Origin of the sequence: Streptomyces similanensis (genome assembly GCF_039543625.1) — a bacterium.
Taxonomy (GTDB): domain Bacteria; phylum Actinomycetota; class Actinomycetes; order Streptomycetales; family Streptomycetaceae; genus Streptomyces; species Streptomyces similanensis.
In genome coordinates, this window is sequence record NZ_BAABKC010000141.1 from 95,872 (window position 1) to 113,879 (window position 18,008).

Here is an 18,008-nt window from a genome sequence, read left to right on the forward strand (position 1 = left end):
GATGGAAGTACGGACCACACCACTCCTCACCGATTCGGGTGAGAATGGCGGCTCAGGGTGGGGACAGTACCGACGGGCAGCCGCCGCCGACCACGGAGGTAGGGCAGACATGGCACCGTACGAATCCGACGGCAGCAGGGACGTCGAGGAGACCGACGTCCCGCACTCGCGGCGGCGCAAGGCCGCCCGCTACGCCGTACCGGCCGCGGTGGTGGGGGTGGCGGCGGCGACCATCGGGCTCGTCCCGGCGCTCGCCGACTCCGGCGACCCCGACCTACCGAAGATCACCGCACAGCAACTCGTCCAGAAAATCGCCGAGTCGGACGTCGAGCAGCTGTCCGGCACCGTGCGGATCAACACCGACCTGGGCCTGCCGGACCTCGGCGGACTGGAGAGCGGGCTCACCTCCGGCGCGGCCGGAGACGGCTCCGGATCGTCCGCCGACCCGTCCGCCAAGCTGACCGAACTGGCCTCCGGCACGCACACCCTGCGCGTGGCCGCCGACGGGCCGGACCGGCAGAAGGTCTCGGTGATCGAGAGCGCCGCCGAGTACAGCCTGATCCACAACGGCGAGGACGTCTGGGGCTACGACAGCAAGTCCGACGCGGTCTACCACGAGACCGCCGACACCGCCGCCCAGGACGGCGCCCGGCACGGGCGGCAGGGCCTCGGCCAGACGCCCGCCACGCCCAAGGACTTCGCCGAGCAGGCCCTGAAGGCGGTCGACGACACCACGTCGGTCACGGTCGACGGCACCGCCCAGGTGGCCGGGCGGGACGCCTACAAGCTGGTCGTCAAGCCCCAGCACGCCTCCGGCACCACGGTCGGCGTGATCAGCGTCGCGGTGGACGCCAAGACGGGACTCCCGCTGAAGTTCACGCTCACCCCGGCGAGCGGCGGGGCCGCCGTCCTGGACGTCGGCTTCACCCGGATCAGCTTCGCGAAGCCGGCCGCGGACACCTTCGACTTCACCCCGCCCAAGGGCGCGAAGATCACCGAGGGCAAGGACGCCGGGGGCGCGAAGGGCGAGGACGGCAAGACGCGGGAGCACTCCGGCGACGTGCCGCAGGGGTTCGGCCCGGGCGCGGGTCTGCTCGGGGGCGGCGGCGCGGACGGCGCGAAGGTCCTCGGCAAGGGCTGGAACTCCATCGCCACTTACGACACCGGCCAGAAGGGCGGCATCCCGTCGTCCTCCGCGGGCGGTGACCTCGGCGGCTTCCTCGGCTCGTTCGGCGACAAGGTGTCCGGCACGTTCGGCAAGGGCACGGTCTTCTCCACCCGCCTGATCAACGCCCTGATCACGGACGACGGCAAGGTCTACGTCGGCGCGGTCACCAAGGACGCGCTGGTGAAGGCGGCCGACGCCGCACACTGACCCGGCCGACGCCGCCCGACCGAATCGAGGAAGCCGATGGACGAGGCGGCCGCCGCCACGGAAACGCCCCCGCCCGCCTCGTCTCCGGAGGCCGCCCCGCCGCCGGAGGACGCCCCGTCTCCCCAGGCGGCGGGCGAGATGTCTCCTCAGGAGGCGGGCGAGGACTGCGTCATCCGCACCCGCGCGCTCACCAAGCGCTACCGCGGCGGACAGCTCGCCGTGGACGGTCTCGACCTGACCGTCCCGGCGGGCAGCGTCTTCGGCTTCCTCGGCCCGAACGGCTCCGGCAAGACCACCACCATCCGCATGCTGATGGGGCTCATCGAGCCCACCTCCGGCACGGCGCGGGTGCTCGGCCGGCCCATGCCCCGCCACGCCCGCACCGTGCTCCCGCACGTCGGCGCGCTCATCGAGGGACCGGCCCTCTACGGCTTCCTGTCCGGCCGCGACAACCTGCTGCGCCAGGACGCCGCCGACCCGACCGCCGACCCCCGCACCCGGCGGGCCAGGGTGGCCGCCGCGCTGGACCGGGTGGGCCTGGCGGCCGCCGCGGGCAAGAAGGCCAGGGCCTACTCCCTGGGCATGAAGCAGCGCCTTGGCCTGGCCGCCGCCCTGCTCCAGCCGCGCCGACTGCTGGTCCTGGACGAGCCGACCAACGGCCTCGACCCGCAGGGCATGCGCGAGATCCGCACCCTGGTGCGCGAGCTGGCCTCCGACGGCACCACCGTCTTCCTCTCCTCCCACCTGCTGGACGAGATCGAGCAGGTGTGCACGCACGCGGCGGTCATGGCGCGGGGCCGGCTCGTCGTCCAGGGCCCGGTCGCCGACCTGGCCGCCGGGGCGCGCGGCCGGCTGGTGGTGACCACGCCCGACCCGGCGGAGGCCGCCCGGGTGCTGAAGGAACAGGGCGCCGGCGACGTCACGGCCGACGGCGACCGGGTGAGCGGCGAGCCGCCGGAGCGCGACCTCGCCGAGGTGACCGCGGCGCTGGTGACGGCGGGCGTCCGGGTCCGGGGCCTGGTAATCGAACGGGCCTCGCTGGAGGACGCGTTCGTGGCGCTCACGGGGGAGGGGTTCGATGTCGCGGGCTGACACGACGGCGGCGCTCGGGGATCAGACTCCCGTAGGGGCCGTAGGGGCCGTAGGGGCCGCAGGGGAAGCAGCGCCCGTACGGGCCGTGCGGCCGCTGTGGAGCCTCGGGCTGCTGCGCAACGAACTGCTCACCACCCTGCGCCGCTGGCGCACCCTCGCGCTGCTCGCGGTGCTGGCCGCCGTGCCGGTCCTGATCGGGGTGGCCGTCCGGATCGAGACGGGCGGGGCGGCGGCGCACGGCGGCGGGGACGGCGGCGGCCAGGGCCCGGCGTTCCTCGCGCAGATCACCAACAACGGGCTGTTCCTCGTGTTCACGGCGCTGGCCGCGACCCTGCCGGTGTTCCTGCCGCTGGCCGTCGGAGTGGTCGCGGGCGACGCGATCGCCGGCGAGGCGAGCGCGGGCACCCTGCGCTACCTGCTCGTCGCCCCGGCCGGCCGGACCCGCCTGCTGCTCACCAAGTACGCGACGGTGCTGGCCTTCTGCCTTGTCGCCACGCTCGTCGTCGCCGTCTCGGCGCTCGCCATGGGCGCGCTGCTCTTCCCGCTCGGCGACCTGACCACCATCTCCGGCACGCGGATCGGTTTCGCCGAGGGGCTGGGCCGGGCGCTGCTGATCGCCCTCGTCGTCGCCGCGTCGCTGACCGGCCTCGCCGCCCTCGGCCTGTTCGTCTCGACGCTGACCAGCAGCGGCGTCGCGGCGATGGCGACCACCGTGGGCCTGCTGATCACCGCCCAGATCCTCGAACAGGTACCGCAGTTGCACACGATCCAGCCGTACCTCTTCCCGCACTACTGGCTGTCCTTCGCCGACCTCATGCGCGAGCCGGTCTACTGGGACGGCCTGGTGAAGAACCTGGAACTCCAGGCGCTGTACGCGGCGGTGTTCGGCTCGGCGGCCTGGGCCCGGTTCACGACCAAGGACATCACGGCGTAGTCCCGTGCGGCGGCGGAACCGCGACGGGGCGTCAGCCGCGGCGGCCCGCCGCGCCGGTGAGGCGGGCCAGCGGTTCGGCCTCGCGCGGCGGGCGGCCGCTCAGGTCGCCGAGACGCCAGTCGGGCACCCACGGGACGCGGTAGACGTCGATGACGGCCTCGATCGGCCGCACCCGCTGGGCGAGCTGCCGCGGCAGCCGCCCCGGCGCGTCCGCCACGAGCACCACGGCGTCCAGGTCCAGTCCGGCCGGCGCCCCGCCCCGGCGGAACGTTTCGACGGCCCGTACCGCCGCGTCGAGTCCGGCCGCGTGCGTCCGCGCGACCAGCAGCACCGAGCGCGGCGCGGCCGCCCCGGGCCAGTCCCGCCCGCAGTCGTGGCCCCCGTACACCGCCGCGAGCGTGGTCGCGCCGGCGCCGCCGTGCGTGGCCACCCAGGAGTAGCGCCGGGCCAGCGCGGACGGCACGCCCGCGGGCATGCCGGCGGCGTGAGCGGGCACTCGTTCCGGTGCGCCGGTGACGGCGTCGGCGACGGCGCCGGTCGCGTTCCCGGTGCCGGGACGGGCGCCCGGGTGGGCGTGGGCGTCGGCCACCGGCCCGCGGATCCATATCTCCGGTCCTTGCCGCACGCCACTTCGCACGCCCGTTCCCCCCTCGTCATCCCGATGATCGTCGCGCTCGGAACGTTACCCAGGTCACGGGGACGCGGTTCCTGGTGCGAGTCTGTGACGTCGCGGTGACCTGGGAAGCGCAGGCGAGCGGAGAGACTCGACAGTACGCGCAGGGCCGGATGGCTCGCATCCGAGTGAGGAAGACGATGTCTCGACTGAGCCGCGAGAAGAAGCGGGAAGACAAGCGCGCCGCACGCGCGGCGGTGTCCGTGGCGGCGCCGATCGCCGTCCACGTGCCCGCGGACGGAGCCGGCTCCGGGTCCGCGGACGGGATCGGCTCCGGGCAGGCGGCCGGGCCCGGCGCGCGGGCCTGGGCCTCGGTCGACGGCGTACGGATCCAGCCGGGCCCCGGCGAGGAGATCCAGCAGGCCGTCCTGAACCACCTGCACCGCATCGCCCTCGCCACCGGCCGGCCCGTCCTCGCCACGGTCACCGACGAACGCATCGGCTACGTCGTCCCCCTCCAGGTCAGCGGCGACGGCTCCAGCGCCTTCACCGCCGAGCCCCTGCGCACGGTCCCCGCGCCCGTGCCCGCCCCCGCCCCCGCGCTGCCGGCCGCGCCCCGCCCGAGCGGCGCCGTCCGCCTGCGCAAGCCGCCCCGGGACGGGCAGTCGCCCGAGGACCGGGCCACGCACGTGCTGCGGAAGGTGCCGCAGCCGGCGCGGGGCCCCGAGCCGGCGTTCCCGCCCGCTGCCGCCGAGCCCGCTCCCCTGGGACAGTTCGGCCCGCCGCCGGTGATGGCCCCCGCCTCACCCGAGGCCCCCGGTGTCCCCGCAACCCCGCAGGCCCCCGGAGTCCCCGGCACCCCGCAGGCCCCCGCAACCCCGCAGGCTCCCGCCGCACCCGAGCCGGCCGCCCTCCCTGCCGCGCGCTCACCCCGCCCGGCCAAGGCCCTCGTCGACCCCGCGGCCTACCTCGACCTCGACCCCGACTCCAAGTACACCCCGCCCCGCGGCTTCGACGCCGTGGCCGAGGCGGTGCTCGGCGAGGACCCGAGGGACGCCGGGGGCGAGAGCGGCGTCGTCCTGCTCGCCGAACCCCTGGAGCGGGTCAACGAGGCGGTGCGGGCGGGCCGGATCGAGGAGGCGGCGTCCCTCGCCGCCGACGCCGTCGCGGAAGCCTCCGGCACGCTCGGCCCCGACCACCCCGAGGTGCTGCGGCTGCGCGAACTGTCGGCCTACATCGCCTACCTGGCCGGTGACCCGCTGCACGCCTTCCGGCTCTCGCTCGACCTGGCCGGCGTCCACCGCCGCACCGGCGACGACGAGGGCGCCTACGGCAACGTACGCAGCGCGGCCACGGCCTGGCGCGCGGTCCGCGATCCGGAGCAGGGCCTCGCCCTGGGCCGCGAACTGATCGGACTGTGGAGCGAACTCCTCGCGGCGGGCGGCCCGGCCACCGAGGACCCGGACGAACTGGAGTCCGCCCGCGCCCGCATGGACCGCCTCACCGAACGGGCCCGCAAACAGGCGACCGAGCCGACGGACTGACCCGGACCGGCGGACACCGGCCGGCCGCCCGCCTCAGTGGAGGCAGAACTCGTTGCCCTCCGGGTCCGCCAGCACCACCCACTCCCCGGCCGGCTCCGTCACGCGCCGCAGCACGCTCGCCCCGAGCCCCTCCAGCCGCTCCAGTTCCCCGGCCCGCCGCTCCTCGCCGGGATGCAGGTCGAGGTGGAGCCGGTTCTTGCCGGACTTCGGCTCCGGCACCCGCTGGAACAGCAGCCGCCGCCCGAGCCCCGTACCCCGCTCCAGGTCGTACGGGTCCTCGGGATGCCGTACGCCGATCAGGTCCCGGAAGGCCGGGCGGCCGTGGAACTCGACGGTGGCCGCGCCCGGCAGCGTGCCGAGTTCCAGCAGCCGCTCGATGAACGCGCTGTTGTCCTCGACCTCGTAGTGCAGCGCGGCGGCCCAGAAGTCGGCCTGGGCGTGCGGGTCGGCGGCGTCGATGACGAGCTTCCAGTGCACCGGTGCGGGCGCGGGGGCGTCGGGCGTCGCGGGCGTCTGTGTCATGTGACCCTTTATAGTCCGGTTATAGTCCGGCCCCGGCGGCCTACGCCTCCACGGAATCGGTGCCGGACCGGGGAGCGCCCACCGCCCCGGCCGCCTCCACCGCCGTCTCGGCGGGCCCGGCGGCCCCGACCGCCCCGCCGACTCCGGCCGCGGCGCTCCGCGCCCGCGCCGTCGCCTCCGCCCTGAGCCGGGCCGAGCGGTGGGCCGTGCGCAGGCCGTCCCAGGTCAGCAGCGACAGGGCCAGCCAGACCAGGGCGAAGCCCGCCCACCGCGCGGGCGGCATCGACTCGTGGAAGTAGACGACGCCCAGCACGAACTGGAAGACCGGGGCGAGGTACTGCAACAGGCCCAGCGTGGACAGCGGCACCCGGATCGCGGCGGCGCCGAAGCAGACCAGCGGCAGCGCGGTGACCACGCCGGTCGAGGCGAGCAGCGCCGCGTGCCCGGCGCCCTCGGTCGCGAACGTCGCCTCGCCGTGCGCGCCCAGCCACAGCAGATAGCCGAGCGCGGGCAGGAACTGCACCGCCGTCTCGGCGGCCAGCGACTCGACACCGCCCAGGTTGACCTTCTTCTTCACCAGGCCGTACGTGGCGAAGGAGAAGGCGAGGCACAGCGAGATCCACGGCGGCTGGCCGTAGCCGACGGCGAGCACCAGCACGGAGGCCGCGCCGGTGGCGACCGCCGCCCACTGCACGGGCCGCAGCCGCTCCTTCAGGAGGAGCACGCCCATCGCGATGGTGACCAGCGGGTTGATGAAGTAGCCGAGGGACGCCTCGACCACATGGCCGCTGTTGACGGCCCATATGTAGACGCCCCAGTTGACGGTGATCACCGCGGCGGCGACCACGACCAGCCCGAGCTTGCGTGGTTGGCGCAGCAGTTCCCCGGCCCACGCCCAGCGCCGTACGGCGAGCAGGGCCACGATCACGAAGGCGAGCGACCACACCATCCGGTGCGCGAGGATCTCCGCCGCCCCCGCGGGCTTCAGCAGCGGCCAGAACAGGGGCACCAGGCCCCACATCCCGTAGGCCGCGAAGCCGTTCACCAGTCCTGTGCGCTTCTCGCCGCGCGACTTCTCGGTCACGGCCCCTCCTTCTCGCCCGGCCCTCTCGCCCGGCTGCGCCCCTGCGGCAAGCAAGAAGGTAACGCCGGACGCCCCCGCCTGTCATGCCCGTATCGCCATACGGTCATGACAGGCGGGGGTCGCGCATCAGACGGGGCCGCGGACCGGGCCGTGGAGTCCGTGCGCCGCGCCGGGCGGCTCAGCCCTTGAGGCCGGCGGCGATCGCGTCGGCGAGGGGAGTGGTGGGACGGCCGGTCAGCCGGGACAGATCGCCGCTGTCGACCACCAGCTCGCCCTTCTCGATGGAGGCGTCCACGGCCGCGATGATCGCGGCCACCGGCTCGGGCACCCCGGCGCCGGTCAGCACGCCCTGGTACTCCGCGACGCTCACCTGCCGGTTGGCGATCTCCCGGCCGGTCTGCCGGCTCAGCTCGGCGGCGTACTCGGCGAAGCCCCACGCCTCGTCCCCGCCCAGCTCGTACGTCCGGTTCTCGTGCCCCTCGCCGGTGAGCACCGCGACGGCCGCCGCGGCGTAGTCCGCGCGCGAGGCGGAGGAGAGCCGGCCCGCGCCCGCCGCGTGCACGACGGCGCCGTGCTCCAGCACCGGGGCGAGGCTCTCGGTGTAGTTCTCGTGGTACCAGCCGTTGCGCAGCAGCGTGTACGGCAGCCCCGAGGCGAGCAGCACCTCCTCGGTGCCGCGGTGGTCGTCGGCGAGGGCGGCGGTCAGGCTGCCGGGGGCGCTGGTGTAGGCGAGCAGCGCGACGCCGGCGGCCTTGGCGGCGTCGATGACCACCTTGTGCTGCTGGACGCGGCCCTTGTCGAACTCGTTGCCCGAGACCAGCAGCACCTTGTCGCCGGCCGCGAACAGGCCGGCGTAGCTCTCGGGCGCGTTGTAGTCGGCGACCGCGATGCGCACACCGCGCTCGGCGAGGTCGGCGGCCTTCTCGGGGGTGCGGACCACGGCGGTGACCTGGTCGGCCGGAACCTTCTCCAGCAGCTGTTCCACGACGAGGCGGCCGAGGTGTCCGGTGGCTCCGGTGACGACGATGCTCATGGCTGAATCTCCTTGAGGGGTGGCTTCTGACACTCACCTTAGGAGGTGCACTAACTGTTGGTAAGTACCCACTTTGAAGTAAGGTACGGGCATGGCAGTAAGCACAGAGGAGGCGGCGGGAGCCGCGCGAAAGAGCGCCGACCCGGCGCTGTGCCCGTACCGGCTGGTCCTGGAGCACGTCACCAGCCGCTGGGGCGTGCTCGTCCTGATCGAACTGCTCGACCGCCCGCACCGCTTCAGCGAGCTGCGCCGCGCGATCGGGCGGACGAGCGGCCGGCAGGTCAGCGAGAAGATGCTGACCCAGACGCTGCAGACCCTGGAACGCGACGGTCTGGTGCACCGGGACGCCAAGCCGGTGATCCCGCCGCGCGTCGACTACTCCCTCACCGGCCTCGGCCGCGAGGCCGCCGAACAGGTGCGCACCCTCGCCCGGTGGACCGAGCACCGCATGGCGGACGTCGAACAGGCCCGCCAGGCGTACGACGAGGCCCGGGCCGCGCACAGCGCCCGGGCCTGACGAACCGCGCACGGCGGACCCGGCGCACGTCAGCGCACCGCCCGCCCGCAGCGGTGCGCCGTACGTCCACAGCGGTGAGCCGTACGTCCCGTCAGCCGACGACCGTCCAGGTGTCGCCGCCGGCCAGCAGGGCGGCCAGGTCGCCCTTGCCGCGCTGCTCGACCGCGGTGTCGAGCTGGTCGGCCATCAGCGTGTCGTAGACCGGGCGTTCGACGGAGCGCAGGACGCCGATCGGGGTCTGGTGCAGGGTGTCCGGGTCGGCCAGCCGGGACAGCGCGAACGCGGTGGTCGGGGAGGCGGCGTGGGCGTCGTGGACGAGGAGGTCGGCCTCGTTCTCGGGCGTCACGGTGACGACCTCCAGGTCGCCGGTGCGCACGTCGCGCACGACACCGCGGCTGCCGTCGGGCCCGAACCGGATCGGCTGCCCGTGTTCGAGGCGGATCAGCGCCTCCTCGGCGCGCTGCTTGTCCTTCAGGGCGTCGAAGGCGCCGTCGTTGAAGATGTTGCAGTTCTGGTAGATCTCGATGAGCGCGGTGCCGGGATGGGCGGCGGCCTGGCGCAGCACCTCGGTCAGGTGCTTGCGGTCGGAGTCGATGGTCCGCGCCACGAAGGACGCCTCCGCGCCCAGCGCGAGGGAGACCGGGTTGAACGGCGCGTCCAGCGAGCCCATCGGCGTCGACTTGGTGACCTTGCCCAGCTCGGAGGTCGGGGAGTACTGCCCCTTGGTCAGGCCGTAGATCCGGTTGTTGAACAGCAGGATCTTGAGGTTGACGTTGCGGCGCAGCGCGTGGATGAGGTGGTTGCCGCCGATCGACAGCGCGTCGCCGTCACCGGTGACCACCCACACGCTCAGATCGCGCCGCGAGGTCGCCAGGCCCGTCGCGATGGCCGGCGCCCGGCCGTGGATGGAGTGCATCCCATAGGTGTTCAGGTAGTACGGGAAGCGGGAGGAGCAGCCGATGCCGGAGACGAAGACGATGTTCTCCCGGGCCAGCCCCAGCTCCGGCATGAAGCCCTGCACGGCGGCGAGGATGGCGTAGTCGCCGCAGCCCGGACACCAGCGCACTTCCTGGTCGGACTTGAAGTCCTTCATGGACTGCCGGGCCTCGGCCTTGGGCACCAGGGAGAGCGCCTGGACGGTGTCCGCGCCGGGGGAGGACGCGATGGACGGGGCGGGCGGGGCGGATGGGGTGGACGTCTCAGCCATCGATGGCCTCCTTGAGAGCCGTGGCGAGCTGTTCGGCCTTGAACGGCATCCCGTTGACCTGGTTGTAGGAGTGGGCGTCCACCAGGTACTTCGCCCGGACCAGGGTGGCGAGCTGCCCGAGGTTCATCTCGGGGATGACGACCTTGTCGTAGCGTTCGAGGACCGTGCCCAGGTTCTTCGGGAACGGGTTGAGGTGGCGCAGATGGGCCTGCGCGATCGCCTCGCCGCCCGCCCGCAGCCGGCGCACCGCCGCCGTGATCGGCCCGTACGTCGATCCCCAGCCCAGCACCAGCGTGCGGGCGCCGTCCGGGTCGTCCACCTCGACGTCCGGGACCTCGATGCCGTCCACCTTGGCCTGACGGGTGCGGACCATGAAGTCGTGGTTGGCCGGGTCGTAGGAGATGTTGCCCGTGCCGTCCTGCTTCTCGATGCCACCGATGCGGTGCTCCAGGCCCGGCGTGCCCGGCACCGCCCACGGGCGGGCCAGCGTCCTGGCGTCCCGCTTGTAGGGCCAGAACACCTCGGTGCCGTCGGCGAGGGTGTGATTGGGGCCGGCCGCGAACCGCACGGTCAGGTCGGGCAGTTCGGCCGGCTCCGGGATCCGCCAGGGCTCGGAGCCGTTGGCCAGGTAGCCGTCGGACAGCAGGAAGACCGGCGTGCGGTAGGTCAGCGCGATCCGGGCCGCCTCCAGGGCCGCGTCGAAGCAGTCGGCGGGGGTGCGCGGCGCGACCACCGGCACCGGCGCCTCGCCGTTGCGGCCGAACATCGCCTGGAGCAGGTCGGCCTGCTCGGTCTTGGTCGGCAGCCCGGTGGAGGGGCCGCCGCGCTGGATGTCGACGATCAGCAGCGGCAGTTCCAGCGACACGGCCAGGCCGATGGTCTCCGACTTCAGCGCCACGCCCGGGCCGCTCGTCGTCGTCACCGCCAGCGAACCGCCGAAGGCGGCCCCCAGCGCCGCGCCGATCCCGGCGATCTCGTCCTCGGCCTGGAAGGTGCGCACGCCGAAGTTCTTGTGCTTGGACAGCTCGTGCAGGATGTCCGAGGCCGGCGTGATCGGGTACGAGCCCAGGTACAGCGGCAGGTCCGCCTGCCGGGAGGCCGCCACCAGGCCGTAGGACAGGGCGAGGTTGCCGGAGATGTTGCGGTAGGTGCCGACCGGGAAGGCCTGCGCGGCCGGGGCCACCTCGTAGGAGACGGCGAAGTCCTCGGTCGTCTCGCCGAAGTTCCAGCCCGCCCGGAACGCGGCGATGTTCGCCGCCGCGATCTCCGGCTTCTTGGCGAACTTGCTCCTCAGGAACTTCTCGGTGCCCTCGGTCGGCCGGTGGTACATCCACGACAGCAGCCCCAGGGCGAACATGTTCTTGCTGCGCTCGGCCTCCTTGCGGGAGAGGTCGAACTCCTTGAGCGCCTCGACGGTCAGCGTGGTCAGCGGCACCGGGTGCAGCTGGTAGCCGTCCAGCGAGCCGTCCTCCAGCGGGGACGCCGCGTAGCCGACCTTCTGCATGGCGCGCTTGGTGAACTCGTCGGTGTTGACGATGATCTCCGCACCGCGCGGCAGGTCGCCGATGTTCGCCTTCAGGGCGGCCGGGTTCATCGCGACCAGCACGTTGGGCGCGTCGCCGGGGGTCAGGATGTCGTGGTCGGCGAAGTGCAGCTGGAAGGAGGAGACGCCCGGCAGGGTGCCGGCGGGGGCGCGGATCTCGGCCGGGAAGTTCGGCAGCGTCGACAGGTCGTTGCCGAAGGACGCCGTCTCCGAGGTGAACCGGTCGCCCGTGAGCTGCATGCCGTCACCCGAGTCACCCGCGAAGCGGATGATCACCCGCTCCAGTCGGCGGACGTCCTTCGCTCCGGCCGCCCCGCGCTGCTCTCCTAGGACGGCTCCGTCGGCCTGCTCCGTTGGACTGCTGACCTGGCTGGTCACTGAACTGGACCTCCTTCGAGGCGGCTGTGGAACCGGCCTTCGCGAAGACCGTTCCCGGTGTCAACCCTACGACCGTCTGTTGCGCCTTCCCGGCACGGTTCGCATGCTGGACGCGCCCGCGGGGGCCGTCCCGATGCCCTGCCGTGTCACTCCGTGCCGGCCCGCCGGACCTCCTTCGCCATGCTCCGTGCCCGCCCTCCCGCCGCGCTCGCGCACGGCTCGACACCACCCGTTACTGACACAGTGTCAACCGGTCACGAGTTCAGATAGGTGAGGACGGCGAGAACACGCCGGTGATCCCCGTCACTCGGCGACAGGCCCAGTTTCAGGAAGATGTTGCTGACGTGCTTCTCCACCGCGCCGTCGCTCACCACCAGCTGCCGGGCGATCGCCGAGTTGGTCCGCCCCTCGGCCATCAGCCCGAGCACCTCGCGCTCGCGCGGCGTCAGATTGGCCAGCACGTCCTGCTTGCGGCTGCGTCCGAGCAGCTGGGCGACCACCTCCGGGTCCAGCGCGGTGCCGCCGCGGGCCACCCGGACCACCGCGTCCACGAACTCCCGCACCTCGGCGACCCGGTCCTTGAGCAGGTAGCCCACCCCGCGGCTGGAGCCGGCCAGCAGCTCGGTGGCGTACCGCTCCTCGACGTACTGCGAGAGCACCAGCACGCCCAGCTCCGGGTGGGCCTTGCGCAGCCGCACCGCCGCCCGCACGCCCTCGTCGGTGTGCGTCGGCGGCATCCGCACGTCCGCGACGACGACGTCGGGCAGCTCGCCCGCGTCGTGCAGCTCGGTGACGGTCTTGATCAGCGCCTCGGCGTCACCCACACCGGCCACGACATCATGCCCCCGGTCGGTCAGCAACCGGGTCAGCCCCTCCCTCAGCAGCACCGAGTCCTCGGCGATGACCACCCGCACCCTGTCCTCCACGATCTTCGGCCCCCCACAGCCTCGTACTGCCTCGTACAACTTCGTACAACCTCGTCCAGCCCTTTACCGGCCCGTACCGCCCCGTACAGCCCGGGCGCACGGCCGTCCGCACGGACGGCGGCACAGGGTCCAGCATTCCAGCCTCCGGGCCGCGGCACGCCCGGAGCAGGGAAGTCGAGGGCTTTGTCCGGGACGCGGGGCTCAACCTCTCGGGGGCTTGAGAGGGTCACGCCTCAGGGGCGCACCGGATCCGATCCGGTGCGCCCCATGTCTTCGTCCCGTTGCCCGCGCCGCGTACCGCTCCCGCCGCCCGCGCCGCGTACCGCTCCCGGGAACCCGTAGGGGTTCAGCGCCGCCAGGGCAGCTCCGCCGTCACCCGGGTGGGGCCGCCGGCCGGCGAGTCCACCAGCAGGATCCCGTCCACCGCGTCCAGCCGCTCGGCCAGCCCCGCGAGCCCCGACCCGGCGGCGGCGTCCGCGCCCCCGATCCCGTCGTCGGCGACCTGGAGCATCAGCCGGTCCTCGGAGCGCCACACGTCCACCGTCGCGGACCGGGCCCCGCTGTGCTTGCTGATGTTCTGCAACAGCTCGGAGACCGTGAAGTACGCGATGCCCTCGATCGCCGGAGCCGGCCGCTGGGCGAGATCCACCTCCACCCGCACCGGCACCGTGCACCGCGAGGCCACCGCCGACAGCGCCGCGTCCAGACCGCGGTCGGTCAGCACCGCCGGGTGGATCCCGCGGGCCAGGTCGCGCAGCTCCTGGAGCGCCGTCTTCACCTCGCCGTGCGCCTCGTCCACCATCCGCGCCGCCGCCCGCGGGTCCTCGGCCAGCTTCTCCTTCGCCAGCCCGAGATCCATCGCCAGCGCCACCAGCCGCGCCTGCGCGCCGTCGTGCAGGTCCCGTTCGATGCGCCGCAGATCGGCCGCGGCCGTGTCCACCACGACCCCCCGGTCCGACTCCAGCTCCACCACCCGCGCCGACAGCCGCGACGGCCCCAGCAGCCCGTACACCAGCACCCGGTCCACCGTCGTCAGCGCCCGCACGATCCACGGCGTGGCCAGCGTCAGCAGCAGCCCCACCAGCGCGGTCATCGTGATCTCGAACGGGTTGTCGAGGTAGACGCTGTGGTGGGCGTCGCCGTAGAGCTGGATGCCGCCGCGCCCGGCCCACGTCGGGAAGACCCAGAACCACAGCGGGTACGTCAGGAACGACCACCCCACCGTCCAGAAGACCACGGCGACCACGAAGGAGAACACCGCCCACGGGAACTGCACCAGCGCGTAGAGCACGGCCCGCCAGGACGCGCCGCTCCTGAGCACCGACCCCGTCCAGGCCAGCACGCCCCCGCCGGTCGTCCGCAGCGGCTCCGGCTCCCGCACGTCCAGGCCCAGCAGCGCGCGCGCCCGCGCCCGCTCCAGCGAGCCGAAGAGCCGGCAGCCGGCCAGCGCCGCCGCCAGGACCGGGATGCCGAGGAACGTCACCAGCAGGCCGGCGCCCAGCGACACCATGGTGACGGCGTAGGTGAACAGCATGATGCCGATCGGCAGGCTCAGCAGCACATAGCCCAGCTCCCGCCAGCTGCGCGCCTCGACCGGCGCCCGCAGCCCCGCGGGCAGCAGATGCCGGCGGCGGTCGTCGCCCCGGTGGTCGCCCCGGTCGTCGCCCCGGCCGTGGAGGCCGGGCCCGCCGAAGGGCTCGTACCCGGACCCGGGTCCGTGCCCCTCTCCCTGCCCGAACTGCGTTCCGTACTGGGTGGCCATCGACGTCGTCCGTTCCCCTCATGAGCCGCGTGTGCCGCGTGAGCCGTATGTGTCCTGTGAGCCGCGTGCGCCTGGTGTGCCGCGTGCGCCTGGTGTGCTGCGTGCGCCTGGTGTGCCGCGTGCGTGGTGCGTCGCGGCGGTGGTCGTCCCGCTCTACCTCCAGCCTCCTCGGCCGCAGGTCGCGGGGCCATGGAGCGCGTCGGCGTCTTGGCCGGGGGGTTTTCCCTACCCCCTGCGGGCGGAGCCCGGCTCGGCGCCGGGGCCGGCCGAGCGGTCCCGCCACGGCAGCTCCGCCGTGACGGCGGTCGGACCGCCCTCGGGCGAGTCGACGAGGAACAGCCCGTCGACCGCGCCCAGCCGCTCCGCGAGACCCCGCATGCCCGACCCGCCGTCCAGCCGCGCACCGCCCTGGCCGTCGTCCCGCACCTGGACCAGCAGCCGGTCGCCCGACCGCCACACCTCCACCGACGCCGACTTCGCCCCGCTGTGCTTGCTGACGTTCTGCAACAGCTCGGAGACCGTGAAGTAGGCGATGCCCTCGATGGCCTCGGCCGGGCGCTCGGACAGGTCCGCCGTCACCTTCACCGGCACCGTGCAGCGCGAGGCCACCGACGACAGGGCGGCGTCCAGACCGCGGTCGGTCAGCACCGCCGGGTGGATCCCGCGGGCCAGGTCGCGCAGCTCCTGGAGGGCCAGCTTCACCTCGCCGTGCGCCTCGGCGACCATCGCGGCCACCAGCTCGTCGGACTGCCCCTCCAGCAGCTTCTCCTTGGCCAGCCCCAGCCCCATGGCCAGATTGACCAGCCGGGCCTGCGCGCCGTCGTGCAGGTCCCGCTCGATGCGCCGCAGGTCGGCGGCGGCCGTGTCCACCACCACCCCGCGGTCCGACTCCAGCTCCGCGATCCGCCGCTCCAGCTCGTCGGAGGGCGACAGCAGGGCGCGCACCATCGCCCGGTCCACGTTCGTCAGCCCGCGCGCGATGAAGGGCAGCACCGGCCACAGCACGAACAGGGACGTCAGGGTGACGCAGAAGGTGAGGATGCCCCAGGGCAGCCGGATGAAGTCGTACAGGACCGTGCGCCAGCCCACCGGGTCCTTCAGCATCAGCCACAGCCGGTTGAGCCGGCCCTGCGTACGGGCCGGCGGCAGCCGGCTCGGCTCCTCGATCCGCAGCCCGAGCAGCTTGCGCGCCCGCGCCCGCTCCATCCGGCCCAGCTGCCGCGCCCCCGCGAGCCCGGTCGCCAGCAGCGGGAAACCGATCACGGTCACGGTCAGCAGACCGCCGGTGAACAGCACGCACATCACGTACAGGAAGCCGAACAGCGACACCGGCAGGTTCGCCAGGAGATGCGTGATCTCCTTCCAGGTGGGCAGGTCGTAGGCGAAGCGGACCGGCGGCAGCCGGTCCTGGCCCTGGTCCCGGTCGGGCCGGCCCAGGCCCCGGGCCCCTGCGCCGGACGCCGCCGGGCCGGCGGCGGAGGAGATAGGTGCGGTCATACGGGCTAGCGTGCCGCGCGGCGCGCCCCCGCGCCATGAGGTCGGCCGCCCTGGTCCGGCGGGGGATAACCCCACCCCGCGTCCCACCCTGTGACGGGCTGCTTACCCGCTCTTTATCAGGGCCTAGACTCCCGTGCGTACGGATCACGGAACGCGCGACATGCACATCACGGACATCACGAGGCCAGGGAGCGAGGGACTGACGGTGCCTGAGACGATGCCGGAGACGGTGCGGGGGTCGGCCGTCGTCGCGGCGGACTACTTCCACTCCTACTCGGTCGCCGGGCTGCTCGCCGTCGTCGGTGTGCTGTTCGTCGCCGTGGCGTTCGGCGCGGGGCGGCTGCTGCGGCCGGTGGTGCCCACGCCCGAGAAGCTCCTGACCTACGAGTGCGGCGTCGACCCGGTGGGCGAGGGCTGGGCCCACACCCAGGTCCGCTACTACGTCTACGCGTTCCTGTACGTGATCTTCGCCGTCGACTCGATCTTCCTGTTCCCCTGGGCGACGGTCTTCGCCGACCCCGGCTACGGCGCGGCGACGCTCGTGGAGATGTTCGTCTTCCTGGGCTTTCTGACCGTGGGCCTGCTGTACGCATACAAGAAGGGCGTCCTGGCATGGACGTGAACCCCACGGACGTGAACCCCACGGACGCGAACCGGACGGACGCGAGCCGTACGGAGCCCGTCGCGCTGCCCGAGCCGAAGCGGCTGGGCGTGCTCTCCCGGCTGGCCCCCGAGCCGATGAAGGTCGTCCTGAACTGGGGCCGCCGCTACTCGCTCTGGGTCTTCAACTTCGGCCTCGCCTGCTGCGCGATCGAGTTCATCGCCGCGTCGATGGCCCGCCACGACTTCATCCGCCTGGGCGTGATCCCGTTCGCGCCCGGCCCGCGCCAGGCCGACCTGATGGTGGTCTCCGGCACGGTCACGGACAAGATGGCTCCGGCGGTCAAACGCCTGTACGAACAGATGCCCGAGCCGAAGTACGTCATCTCCTTCGGCGCCTGCTCCAACTGCGGCGGCCCCTACTGGGACTCGTACTCCGTCACCAAGGGCGTCGACCAGATCATCCCGGTGGACGTCTACGTCCCCGGCTGCCCGCCCCGCCCGGAGGCGCTGCTCCAGGGCATCCTGAAGCTCCAGGAGAAGATCGCCCGCGAGTCGCTGGGGGAGCGGTACGGGACCGGCACGGCGCGTCCCTCCACGGCGGCGCTGCAGAGCGGTCTGGTCGAGCCGCCGGCCGCTGGGAACCCCGGCGCCGGGGCCGAAGGGGACGCGCGATGACCGGTGTCGGCTGGCTGCCCGCGCCCACCGAGGAACTGTTCGGCGCGGCGGCCACGGCGGAGGAGTCCTACGAGGTCCTGACGGTCGACGTACCGCCGCAGGCGTGGCTGTCCGCGCTGCTGACCGCCCGCGACGAGCTGGGCTGCACCTACTTCGACTGGCTGAGCGCGGTCGACGAGCCCGGCACGGGCTTCCGCGTCTCGGCCCACGTCGTCGCCCTCGCCCCGGTGCGGCGGCTGCTGGTGCGCACCACGGTCCCGCACGACGCGCCCGTCCTGCCCACCGCGGTGGAGGTGTACGCGGGCGCCGGCTGGCACGAGCGCGAGACCCACGAGATGTTCGGCGTCGGCTTCACCGACCACCCGGGGCTCGACCACCTGCTCCTCCCGGAGAACTTCGAGGGCCACCCCCTGCGCAAGGACTTCGTCCTGGCCGCCCGGGTCGCCAAGGCCTGGCCGGGCGCGAAGGAGCCGGGCGAGTCCGAGCACGGCGGACCCAAGCGCCGCCAGATGCTGCCGCCGGGCGTGCCCGACCCCAACGAGTGGGGCCCCATGAAGGGCCGGGTCCCGGCCGCCCCGGCCCGCCCGGCCCGCGCCGCCGCCGACCGCCCGGCCCGCGCGGCCGCCGACCGTCCGGTACGCCGCACCCGTACGGCCGCCGAAGGCTCCGCCGGCCAGACTCCGGCGGCCGGCGCCGCCGCGGC

The 18,008-nt window shown here is 73.5% G+C and carries 17 protein-coding genes; 8 read left to right on the top strand and 9 right to left on the bottom strand.

Going from position 1 to position 18,008, the window contains the following annotated elements:
- The first annotated feature begins 109 nt into the window (after positions 1–109).
- The 3 genes from ABEB07_RS37450 to ABEB07_RS37460 all read left to right on the top strand — a co-directional run bounded on the left by ABEB07_RS37450 (position 110) and on the right by ABEB07_RS37460 (position 3,401).
- Positions 110–1,375: a LolA family protein gene (locus ABEB07_RS37450; protein ID WP_345672517.1), complete on the top strand. Its 1,266-nt coding sequence runs from the start codon at positions 110–112 to the stop codon at positions 1,373–1,375.
- 138 nt (positions 1,376–1,513) lie between these two features.
- Positions 1,514–2,467, top strand: coding sequence for an ABC transporter ATP-binding protein (locus ABEB07_RS37455; RefSeq protein ID WP_345672533.1), 954 nt, complete (start codon positions 1,514–1,516; stop codon positions 2,465–2,467).
- Complete coding sequence (locus ABEB07_RS37460) at positions 2,454–3,401, top strand: ABC transporter permease (RefSeq protein ID WP_345672518.1); 948 nt, start codon at positions 2,454–2,456, stop codon at positions 3,399–3,401. Before ABEB07_RS37455 ends, ABEB07_RS37460 begins: the two co-directional genes overlap by 14 nt.
- Before the next feature lie 31 nt (positions 3,402–3,432).
- On the opposite strand, the gene ABEB07_RS37465 is transcribed toward ABEB07_RS37460, so the two are convergent.
- Positions 3,433–4,038 (bottom strand): DUF6668 family protein, encoded by a 606-nt coding sequence (locus ABEB07_RS37465; protein ID WP_425589144.1) that lies wholly within the window; start codon positions 4,036–4,038, stop codon positions 3,433–3,435.
- A gap of 176 nt (positions 4,039–4,214) precedes the next feature.
- Between ABEB07_RS37465 and ABEB07_RS37470 the strand changes: the two genes are divergently transcribed.
- The gene (locus ABEB07_RS37470) at positions 4,215–5,558 is read left to right on the top strand and encodes a tetratricopeptide repeat protein (RefSeq protein ID WP_345672519.1); all 1,344 of its coding nucleotides are present in this window, start codon (positions 4,215–4,217) and stop codon (positions 5,556–5,558) included.
- 33 nt (positions 5,559–5,591) lie between these two features.
- Here the strand turns inward: ABEB07_RS37470 and ABEB07_RS37475 are convergent, their stop codons facing one another.
- The 3 genes from ABEB07_RS37475 to ABEB07_RS37485 form a co-directional block, all read right to left on the bottom strand.
- Positions 5,592–6,080 (bottom strand): VOC family protein, encoded by a 489-nt coding sequence (locus tag ABEB07_RS37475; RefSeq protein WP_345672520.1) that lies wholly within the window; start codon positions 6,078–6,080, stop codon positions 5,592–5,594.
- Between the two features lie 40 nt (positions 6,081–6,120).
- Positions 6,121–7,101 carry an EamA family transporter RarD gene (rarD, locus tag ABEB07_RS37480; RefSeq protein WP_425589146.1) on the bottom strand — a complete coding sequence of 327 codons (981 nt, stop codon included), beginning with the start codon at positions 7,099–7,101 and terminating at the stop codon, positions 6,121–6,123.
- A 241-nt stretch (positions 7,102–7,342) separates the two neighbouring features.
- On the bottom strand, positions 7,343–8,197 hold the full coding sequence (locus ABEB07_RS37485; RefSeq protein ID WP_164585965.1) for an SDR family oxidoreductase: 855 nt from the start codon (positions 8,195–8,197) through the stop codon (positions 7,343–7,345).
- Between the two features lie 91 nt (positions 8,198–8,288).
- Here ABEB07_RS37485 and ABEB07_RS37490 point away from each other — a divergent pair, with 91 nt between their 5' ends.
- On the top strand, positions 8,289–8,714 hold the full coding sequence (locus ABEB07_RS37490) for a winged helix-turn-helix transcriptional regulator (protein WP_176150104.1): 426 nt from the start codon (positions 8,289–8,291) through the stop codon (positions 8,712–8,714).
- A gap of 91 nt (positions 8,715–8,805) precedes the next feature.
- On the opposite strand, the gene ABEB07_RS37495 is transcribed toward ABEB07_RS37490, so the two are convergent.
- The 5 genes from ABEB07_RS37495 to ABEB07_RS37515 form a co-directional block, all read right to left on the bottom strand.
- Complete coding sequence (locus tag ABEB07_RS37495; RefSeq protein ID WP_425589145.1) at positions 8,806–9,921, bottom strand: 2-oxoacid:ferredoxin oxidoreductase subunit beta; 1,116 nt, start codon at positions 9,919–9,921, stop codon at positions 8,806–8,808.
- A complete protein-coding gene (locus tag ABEB07_RS37500) occupies positions 9,914–11,842 on the bottom strand; it encodes a 2-oxoacid:acceptor oxidoreductase subunit alpha (protein WP_345672522.1) in 1,929 nt (642 codons plus the stop codon). Before ABEB07_RS37500 ends, ABEB07_RS37495 begins: the two co-directional genes overlap by 8 nt.
- Before the next feature lie 254 nt (positions 11,843–12,096).
- Positions 12,097–12,756 (bottom strand): response regulator transcription factor, encoded by a 660-nt coding sequence (locus tag ABEB07_RS37505; RefSeq protein WP_343235818.1) that lies wholly within the window; start codon positions 12,754–12,756, stop codon positions 12,097–12,099.
- A gap of 358 nt (positions 12,757–13,114) precedes the next feature.
- Positions 13,115–14,530, bottom strand: coding sequence for a sensor histidine kinase (locus tag ABEB07_RS37510; RefSeq protein WP_345672523.1), 1,416 nt, complete (start codon positions 14,528–14,530; stop codon positions 13,115–13,117).
- A gap of 225 nt (positions 14,531–14,755) precedes the next feature.
- The gene (locus tag ABEB07_RS37515; protein WP_176150107.1) at positions 14,756–16,027 is read right to left on the bottom strand and encodes a sensor histidine kinase; all 1,272 of its coding nucleotides are present in this window, start codon (positions 16,025–16,027) and stop codon (positions 14,756–14,758) included.
- Positions 16,028–16,244: 217 nt separating this feature from the next.
- On the opposite strand from ABEB07_RS37515, the gene ABEB07_RS37520 reads away from it, so the two are divergent.
- From ABEB07_RS37520 to ABEB07_RS37530, 3 genes are all read left to right on the top strand, one after another.
- A complete protein-coding gene (locus ABEB07_RS37520; RefSeq protein ID WP_345672536.1) occupies positions 16,245–16,649 on the top strand; it encodes an NADH-quinone oxidoreductase subunit A in 405 nt (134 codons plus the stop codon).
- Entirely contained in the window at positions 16,640–17,305 is a 666-nt protein-coding gene (locus ABEB07_RS37525) for an NADH-quinone oxidoreductase subunit B (protein ID WP_345672524.1), read from the top strand. The genes ABEB07_RS37520 and ABEB07_RS37525 overlap by 10 nt, the downstream gene beginning before the upstream one ends.
- On the top strand, positions 17,302–18,008 hold a 707-nt coding region (locus ABEB07_RS37530), incomplete at its 3' end, for an NADH-quinone oxidoreductase subunit C (protein ID WP_345672525.1). The genes ABEB07_RS37525 and ABEB07_RS37530, both read left to right, overlap by 4 nt.